This is a genomic window from Porticoccus sp. (genome assembly GCF_965660005.1).
Classification (GTDB): Bacteria; Pseudomonadota; Gammaproteobacteria; order Pseudomonadales; family Porticoccaceae; genus Porticoccus.
The window spans coordinates 1-8,328 of record NZ_CBFHYF010000058.1; the positions used below are offsets into that span (position 1 = coordinate 1).

8 protein-coding genes are annotated in these 8,328 nt (G+C 57.9%); 3 read left to right on the forward strand and 5 right to left on the reverse strand.

Translation table 11 applies throughout. The features are described from left to right. Positions 1-67: 67 nt before the first annotated feature. Positions 68-1,474, reverse strand: coding sequence for a cysteine--tRNA ligase (gene cysS, locus ACTF5G_RS09405; protein WP_438952555.1), 1,407 nt, complete (start codon positions 1,472-1,474; stop codon positions 68-70). A 47-nt stretch (positions 1,475-1,521) separates the two neighbouring features. Beyond that, positions 1,522-3,192, reverse strand: coding sequence for a glutamine--tRNA ligase/YqeY domain fusion protein (locus tag ACTF5G_RS09410; RefSeq protein ID WP_438952556.1), 1,671 nt, complete (start codon positions 3,190-3,192; stop codon positions 1,522-1,524). A 168-nt stretch (positions 3,193-3,360) separates the two neighbouring features. Between ACTF5G_RS09410 and ACTF5G_RS09415 the strand changes: the two genes are divergently transcribed. From ACTF5G_RS09415 to ACTF5G_RS09425, 3 genes are all read left to right on the forward strand, one after another. Continuing rightward, the gene (locus tag ACTF5G_RS09415; protein ID WP_438952557.1) at positions 3,361-4,260 is read left to right on the forward strand and encodes a DMT family transporter; all 900 of its coding nucleotides are present in this window, start codon (positions 3,361-3,363) and stop codon (positions 4,258-4,260) included. A gap of 113 nt (positions 4,261-4,373) precedes the next feature. After that, on the forward strand, positions 4,374-4,883 hold the full coding sequence (locus tag ACTF5G_RS09420) for a peptidylprolyl isomerase (RefSeq protein WP_438952558.1): 510 nt from the start codon (positions 4,374-4,376) through the stop codon (positions 4,881-4,883). Between the two features lie 30 nt (positions 4,884-4,913). Beyond that, complete coding sequence (locus ACTF5G_RS09425) at positions 4,914-5,633, forward strand: UDP-2,3-diacylglucosamine diphosphatase (protein WP_438952559.1); 720 nt, start codon at positions 4,914-4,916, stop codon at positions 5,631-5,633. Between the two features lie 7 nt (positions 5,634-5,640). Here ACTF5G_RS09425 and ACTF5G_RS09430 read toward each other — a convergent pair whose 3' ends face one another. From ACTF5G_RS09430 to ACTF5G_RS09440, 3 genes are all read right to left on the reverse strand, one after another. Further along, positions 5,641-6,837, reverse strand: a complete 1,197-nt coding sequence (locus tag ACTF5G_RS09430) for an ABC transporter permease (RefSeq protein WP_438952560.1) — start codon at positions 6,835-6,837, stop codon at positions 5,641-5,643. Beyond that, complete coding sequence (locus ACTF5G_RS09435; RefSeq protein WP_438952561.1) at positions 6,834-8,045, reverse strand: ABC transporter permease; 1,212 nt, start codon at positions 8,043-8,045, stop codon at positions 6,834-6,836. Before ACTF5G_RS09435 ends, ACTF5G_RS09430 begins: the two co-directional genes overlap by 4 nt. After that, the coding region (locus tag ACTF5G_RS09440; RefSeq protein ID WP_438952562.1) for an ATP-binding cassette domain-containing protein at positions 8,017-8,328 on the reverse strand (312 nt) is incomplete at its 5' end. The genes ACTF5G_RS09435 and ACTF5G_RS09440, both read right to left, overlap by 29 nt.

Genomic DNA, 8,328 nt, shown 5'->3' on the forward strand with positions numbered 1-8,328 from the left:
GTGACAATTGAGAGTGAGTCTCAATTGTCACCGACCCCTTTAAGGGAGTAAGGGAGAAAATGACTATTTACTCCCTTCTCCAGGTGGTGCCTTCGCGGGAATCTTCCAGCACCACGCCTTGGGCGAGCAGATCGTCACGAATCTGGTCGGCTCGGGCAAAATCGCGGTTTTTCTTGGCGGCAACGCGCTCGGCAATCAGCGTTTCGATTTGCTCGGCAGACAGACCATCACTATCGCTGCTGCCACTGCCCTGCAAAAAGGCTTCTGGGTCCACCGTGAAGATACCGAATACGCCGCCCAGCGCTTTTAATTCAGCCGCCAGTTTGGCCGCCTGCGCCGGATCGGTTTTGGCCCGGGTATTGATGTCGCGCACCAGGTCGTACATGGCAGCCAGTGCCTCGCGGGTGTTGAAGTCGTCGTCCATGGATTCGACAAAACGGCGGTAGTAATCGCTGTCTTTCAACGCATCTAGAGCGCTGGGCGGCACCTCGGCAAAAGGGCGCAGTGCAGTGTAGAAGCGCTCCAGGCCACCCTTAGCCTCAATGAGATTCTCTTCGGAATAATTGATGGGGCTGCGGTAATGGCTGGACAGTAAAAAGTAACGCACCACTTCCGGATGGTATTTTTTCAGCACTTCACGGATGGTAAAGAAGTTGCCCAGTGACTTGGACATTTTTTCGTTGTCCACCCGCACCGCACCGGCGTGCATCCAGTAGTGGACATATTTTTTACCGGTGGCGGCTTCGCTCTGGGCGATTTCGTTTTCGTGGTGGGGAAACGGCAAATCCGGCCCGCCGCCGTGGATATCGAAGGTGTCCCCCAGACAGCAGGTGGACATGGCGGAGCACTCGATATGCCAGCCGGGACGACCGGGTCCCCAGGGAGATTCCCAGCTTACTTCGCCGGGTTTGGCACTTTTCCAGAGAGCAAAATCGCGCGGATCTTCCTTGGCTTCGTCCACTTCGACCCGGGCACCGGCCAGCAGGTCTTCGGGGTTGCGACCACTGAGCTTGCCGTAGTCGGCAAACCGGCTCACCCGGTAGTAAACATCGCCATTGTCGGCGGCATAGGCATAGTGGTTGTCCACCAGAATCTGCACCATGGCGAGAATGTCGTCCATGTAGGCGGTAGCGCGGGGCTCCAGATCGGGCCGCAGCACGCCGAGGGCGTCTTCGTCCCCGTGCATGGCGTCGATCATCCGGTCGGTGAGATCGGTAAATGCTTCGCCATTGTTGTTGGCTCGGTTGAGAATCTTGTCGTCAATGTCGGTGATGTTGCGCACATAGGTGACATCCCAGCCCCGGGTTCTCAGGTAGCGGGTGATCACATCGAACGCCACCAGTACCCGGGCGTGACCGATATGACAGTAGTCGTAAACGGTGATGCCACACACATACATGCGAATCTTGCCCGCTTCGATGGGCTTGAAAACCTCTTTCTGCCGGGTCAGGGTGTTGTATAGAGTCAGTGCCATATTGCCTTGTCTTATCTTGTCAATAAGCGGGGCGTGAGCCCCGACGGTCAGCTTTTCCAGTTATCCCTGAGTTCTATGGTGCGGTTAAACACCAGTGTACTCTCGCTATCGGATTCTGTATCCCGACAGAAATAACCTTCCCGCTCGAACTGGAAGTTGTCTCCGGCGACGGCCTCTGCCAGACCGATTTCGCCCTTGCAGCCGGTCAGCACAGTCAGTGATGCCGGGTTGATAAAGTCGAGGAAGTTGCGCTCGCCCGCGTCTGGTGCCGGATCACTGAATAGCCGGTCATAGAGCCGCACTTCACAATCTGCCGAATGCGTCGCCGAAACCCAGTGAATCACGCCGCGGGGACGAATGCCCTCGGGCGGGTCTTCGCCATGGGTGCCGGGAATCATTTCCGCCAGAATTTCGACGATCTCGCCGCGGTTATCCTTCACCACTTCGTTGGCCTGAATGACACAGGCACCGCGCAGCCGCACCCACTCGCCAGGCACCAGCCGCTTGAACTTCTTGCGGGACAGGCTGCTGTCTTCATTGAAATCCTCGCGGTCGATATAGATTTCCCGGGTAAACGGCAACCGGCGTTCACCGAAGCCATTGCGATTGGGGTGGCCGGCCACTTGAAGCATCTCCACCTCGCCCTCGGGCACATTGGTGAGGGTCACTTTAAGCGGATGCAGCACGCACATGGCTCGCGGCGCGTTGTCGTTCAGGTCGTCGCGGATAAAGTGCTCGAACTGGGCCATATCCACCACCCCATCGGTCTTGGCCACCGCCAGGCTGTCGCAGAAATTGCGAATCGCCCGGGAGGTGACACCGCGACGGCGCAGGCCGGAGAGCGTTGGCATGCGCGGGTCGTTCCAACCGCTGACATGGCCTTCGTCCACCAGCTGTTTGAGCTTGCGTTTGCTGGTGATGCTGTAATTCAGGTTGAGCCGGCCAAACTCGAACTGGCGCGGTTTTGAAGGCACCGGCAGATTGTCGATAAACCACTCATAAAGGGGACGGTTGGCGGCAAACTCCAGCGTACAGATAGAATGGGTTACGCCTTCAATGGCATCTTCCTGGCCGTGAGCGAAGTCGTAGGAAGGATAGATATTCCAGGTGTCGCCGGTGCGGTGATGGGCTTTTTTCTTGATCCGGTACAACACCGGGTCGCGCAGGTTGATATTCGGTGAGGCCATGTCGATTTTGGCCCGCAGGGTCATGCGGCCCTCGTCAATGGCACCGGTTTTCATCTGTTCCAGCAGCAGCAGATTGTCCTCGACGGAACGATCCCGCCAGGGGCTGTTTTTGCCCGGCTCGGTGAGGGTGCCGCGGTATTCGCGCATCTGCTCGCCATTCAGCTCACAGACAAAGGCCTTGCCTTCGCGAATCAGATACTGGGCCCACAGGTACAACTGCTCGAAATAATCGGAGGCATAGCGCACCTCGCCAGCCCACTGGAAACCAAGCCAGCGCACGTCGTCGATAATCGCCTTGACGTACTCGTCCTCTTCCTTTTCCGGATTGGTATCATCAAAACGCAGGTTGCAGGCGCCACCGAACTGCTCGGCCAGGCCAAAATTCAGGCAGATGGACTTGGCGTGCCCAAGGTGCAGGTACCCGTTGGGCTCCGGTGGAAAACGGGTGATCACCCTCGTCACCGAGCCGTCGGCCAGCTCCCGGGAAATTAACTGCTGAATAAAATTGAGCGGTTTATTGTCGTCTGCCATACTGCAGCCCCGCCGGGCCATCCTCCGCAAAAAAGAGCCGGATTATAGCCTCCGGGGGAGTCGGTATAAACAACTGATCACCAGCAGCGGGGGATTCTTCCGCTTCCGCCCTGTATTAGTCCTCTGCGAAACGTCAGAATCGAGCCGTGAGTTAACCCTATCGCCGCCATGCACCCGAACCTCCGAGCCATTCTCTACCTGCAACTCTGCCTGATATTTTTTCTGGTGGGTGACTCGGTGGCCAAGCGTCTGCTGGAGACGATCCCCCTCGGCCAGCTGATCTGCCTTCGCACCGCCGCCTCACTGCTGGTACTGACGGTGTTTATTCTGGCCACCGGCCGCCTGCAAACACTGCGTGTCAGCAAGCCCATGCATCAACTTTTGCGCAGCCTGTTCTTTACTGTGATCAGCCTCGGCTACTATGTAGCCATCAAGTATTTTCCGATCAGCGCAGTGAGTGCCGCCACTGCCGGGGCACCCATTCTGATTTCGGCCATCTCGCCACTGATACTCAAGGAGCGGGCCAATGCCATTCAGTGGCTGGCCACCATCACCGGTTTTATCGGTGTCTGTCTGGTGCTGAAGCCGGATGTCAGCAACTCCGGCTGGCACTATCTGGCGCTGACGGTCCTGCCCCTCGCCTTTGCCATCATGATTCTCTGGTCGCGCTACCTGTCCCGCACCGAATCGGACTGGTCGATGAACTATTACATCTACATCCCGCTTTTGCTGGCGGCATTTTTCTGGCAGCAGGAGGCCTGGATAGAGCTGGACAGCAAAACGCTGCTGATGGTGCTGGTCTCCGGCAGCGGCGGTGCATTTGGTTTTATCATGATGGTGGCGGCCTACCGGGTGGGCAAACCGGTGATCGTGGCACCGTTCCAGTACACGGCCATCATCATGGCCCTCGGCGTGGATATGATTTTCTGGCAGTTCTATCCCAATATGGGCCTGTGGATCGGTATTGCCCTGATTCTGCTGTGCGCTGTGATACAGGGCTGGCAGGCACGCATCGACGCGCCGGCAATCACCCCACATCTGCGTCCGGAGGATACCCACACGCCCTGAATGTGTGCCAAACATCCGGCAGCAGTCGTCAGTCCGGTTGCAAAGCAGTTTAAATTCACCCCTGAAAAACGTACCATACGCCCCTCTTTTGACAGTCACAGGATTCACTACAGATGATTACACTGCACACGAATTACGGCGATGTCAGCCTTGAGCTGGATTTCGATAAAGCCCCGGTTTCCTCGGCTAATTTTTTGCAGTACTGCCGCGACGGCTTCTATGAAGGAACCATCTTCCATCGCGTCATTGACGGATTCATGATTCAGGGCGGCGGCATGACGGCCGACATGCAGAACAAACCCACCCGCGACCCGATCCAGAATGAAGCCGATAACGGCCTGGCCAATGAGACCGGCACCCTGGCGATGGCGCGGACCAATGATCCCCACTCTGCCAGTTCGCAGTTCTTCATCAACGTTGCGGACAATACCTTCCTCAACCACAGCGGCAAGAACCCCCAGGGTTGGGGCTATGCGGTATTTGCCCGGGTTACCGATGGCATGGATGTGGTCAACAAAATCAAGAATGTACCCACTGGCCGCCACGGCATGCATCAGGATGTACCCAAGGATCCCGTGGAAATCCAGAAGGTCACCGTCAGCGATGCCTACGCCGATAAATAAGGTCTCTCCCGGACACGGCAGGTGGCGCTGATGACCACACTGCTGATTTCCGATCTGCACCTTTCCCCAGAACGCCCGGCAGTAACCCGGGCGTTTTTTGCTTTTCTGGAAAATCAGGCCGCCGACGTCGAGGCGCTGTACATCCTCGGCGACCTGTTTGAGGCCTGGATCGGGGACGATGATCCCTCGCCACTGGCCCGTCAGGTGATTGCCGGGCTGAAAAAACACTCCGACAACGGTATCAAGCTGTTTTTTACCCACGGCAACCGGGATTTCATGATCGGCAGGCAGTTCGCCCGGGAAACCGGCGCCACTCTGCTGCCCGACCACCATTTGACGGAGCTGGGGGGCCAGCAAGTGCTGCTGCTGCATGGCGATACCCTGTGTACCGGCGATGCCGACTATCAGAAATTTCGCCGCAAGTACCGCCACCCACTGATGAAATTCCTGTTGCGCCACCTACCCCTGAAAAAACGCCAGAACATGGCGGTGCAGTGGCGACAGAAAAGCACGCAGGCCAACACCAACAAGTCAGACAATATCATGGATGTGTCGGAGGAAGCCGTCGAACAACTGATGGCGCAGTATCAGGTGAAACTGATGATCCACGGTCACACCCACCGCCCCTTTCACCACCACATGGCCTATGGTGAGCGGCTGGTACTGGGGGACTGGCATCAGCGGGGCTGGTATATCCGCATCAGGGACCGGCAGCCTCCTGAACTGGTGTCCTTTCCGATCGAAGACTGATCGGTGATTATTCACTGCGCAGCGCGTCGATAGGACTGAGCCGGGTCGCACCCATCGCGGGTCGAACACCGGCCACTAATCCGGTCAGCATGGAAATACCCAGCGCGACAGCAACAATTTCCGGTTTGAATGCCACCGGCAGTGCCGGTACCCACAGTGCCAGTAACAGAACCAGCAACGCAATCACCAACACCCCCGTCAGACCACCCACCAGGCCGAGCAACACGGCTTCGCCGAGAAACAGGTTTCGCACCTGACTTCGGCCAGACCCCAGAGCCCTGAGCAGGCCTACTTCAGCAGTTCGCTCCACCACGGTGATGGTCAGAATAGTGGTAATGCCCACGGCACCCACCAGCAGCGAAATTGCCCCCAGTCCTCCACCCGCATATTTGAGAATCCGCAGGATGTTATCCATGGTGGCCATCATCTGGTCCTGGGTGACGATGGTGAAATCCTCGCCGCCGTGTCGTGCGATAAGCCTGTCCCTGATGCGCTTGACCAACGTCTCTGTGGTCACAGACGAACTGTAGAAAATATCAATTTCCATCAGGCTGTCCCGGTTGAAAATCTGCAACCCCTTGTTGGCGGGGATATAAATCATGTCGTCCAGATCCGTGCCAAGAAACTGCCCCTTCGGTGCCAAGACGCCGATTACCCGAAAGCGGTTGCCACCAATATGAACAAACTCACCCAGTGGATTGCTGTTGCCAAACAGCTCCTGTTTCAGCTTGCTGCCCATTACCGCAAAGGGCCGGGCGCGGCCAGCATCCTCCTGCGGCAAAAATGACCCCAGCGCAATATCAAGTTTCCAGGCCTTGTGAGCCAGTGCGCCCACGCCAGCCACATCGGTATAGCGGCTGCGCCCGCCAACCTTGATTTGCGCATTGCCCATGACCACCGGCACAACTTCCTGCACACCGGGCAGTGTCATCAACGCTTCGGCATCTTCCAGCGACAGTGGTCGGGTGGTATTGAGGATGCCGCCAAGACCAAAGGTTTCGGTTTTGCCCGGCGTGATCGCCACGATATGACTGCCAAACTGGGTAAATTCATGGATCACAAACTGACGCAGTCCCTCGCCCAGAGCGCTCAGTAAAACCATGGCGGCAATACCGATCGCAAAACCGGTTATGGTGAGGGCTGTGCGTAGGCGTTGCATCCACAGGGAGCGAAAAATCCAGTGCAGGTAGTCCAAAAACCTCATTGATCCTGCCCCCGCAGCGCCAGTACCGGGTCCAGTGCCGCCGCGCGACGGGCCGGCAACAGCGAGAACAGCAGTCCAGCCAACAGCGCAGTACCCACCGCGGCCGGCATCGACCACCAGGGTGGCGTAAGAGGGAAGACCGGCCACAGACGCCCCAGTAGCAGCACTGCCAGCCAGGCCGCGGCAATCCCCGCCAAAGATCCCAGACTGACCAACAATAACGATTCACCGAGAAACAGCTGGCGCACCTGACGACTGCTGCCACCCAGGGCTTTCAGCAAGCCGATTTCCCGACGCCGCTGGCTGACGGAGACCAGACTGATATTCATGATCAGAATGCCTGCCACCAGCAGGCTGATGGCCGCGATAGCAGCAATGGCGAGTGTAAGGGTGGTAAAAATATTGTCAAAAGCAGCCAGAATGGCATCTTCACTGATCAGGGTGACATCATCATCGCCTTCATGGCGCTCGATGATAATTGCCCGAATCCGCTGCTCCACTTTGCTAAAGTCGGCGTTGTCATCCAGTTCCATCAGGATCCGAAACAGGCCGGGGGAATTAAACATCTGTTCGGCGGTGCGCACCGGCACAATAATCATGTCTCGCAGATCCAGCCCCAGCGACTCGCCGCGGGACTCCAGAACGCCGATGACCCGCATACGGCGATCGCCCACCCGCACCCATTCGCCGATAGCCCGCCGGTTGCCAAATAGCTCCTGCTTCAATTTGGCACCCAGCACACAAACCGCCATCGCTGCCGCCCGACTGCGCTCCGGCAGTATATTGCCCTGCGCCACTAGCATCCGGCGCACCTGAAAGATGGCCGGAGTACTGCCAAGCACAATGACTTCCCTCGAGCGACTGGCCAGGGAAACCTGTGCCGTTCCGGCAATGACCGGCGCCACCGCCCGAACCGAAGGAATGCGTTCCAGCGCCCAGGCATCTTCAAGGGTGAGATCCCGAGGGGCAGCGCCATACATAGGTGGTGCGCCACCTGTGGTTTCCTTGCGCCCCGGCAGCACAACCAGTAGTTGGTTGCCCAGCGCCGCAAATTCCCGGTCCACATAACGGCGGGCTCCCTCACCGAGGCTGGTGAGAAGAATCACCGAGGCCACACCGAGGCCCACCGCCAGCAATAACAGGCCGGTGCGCACCCGATGGCGGAGAAAAATCTGCCCGTTAAATCCTATCTGGTCCCACAGCAACATGGTCAGGTCCTGTATCTAGGGCAATCGCGCCATCGACCATCTTGATCAGGCGCTTCGCCCGCTGGCCGAGACTGGCATCATGGGTGACAACGATCAAGGTAATGCCCTCACGGTTCAGGTTTTCCAGCACGTCAATAACCTCGTGACCGGCGGACTGATCCAGATTGCCGGTGGGCTCGTCTGCCAGCAGGATACGGGGCTTCATGACAATCGCACGAGCAATCGCCACCCGCTGCAACTGCCCGCCGGAGAGCTGATTCGGCCGCTGGCCACTGCGATCCGC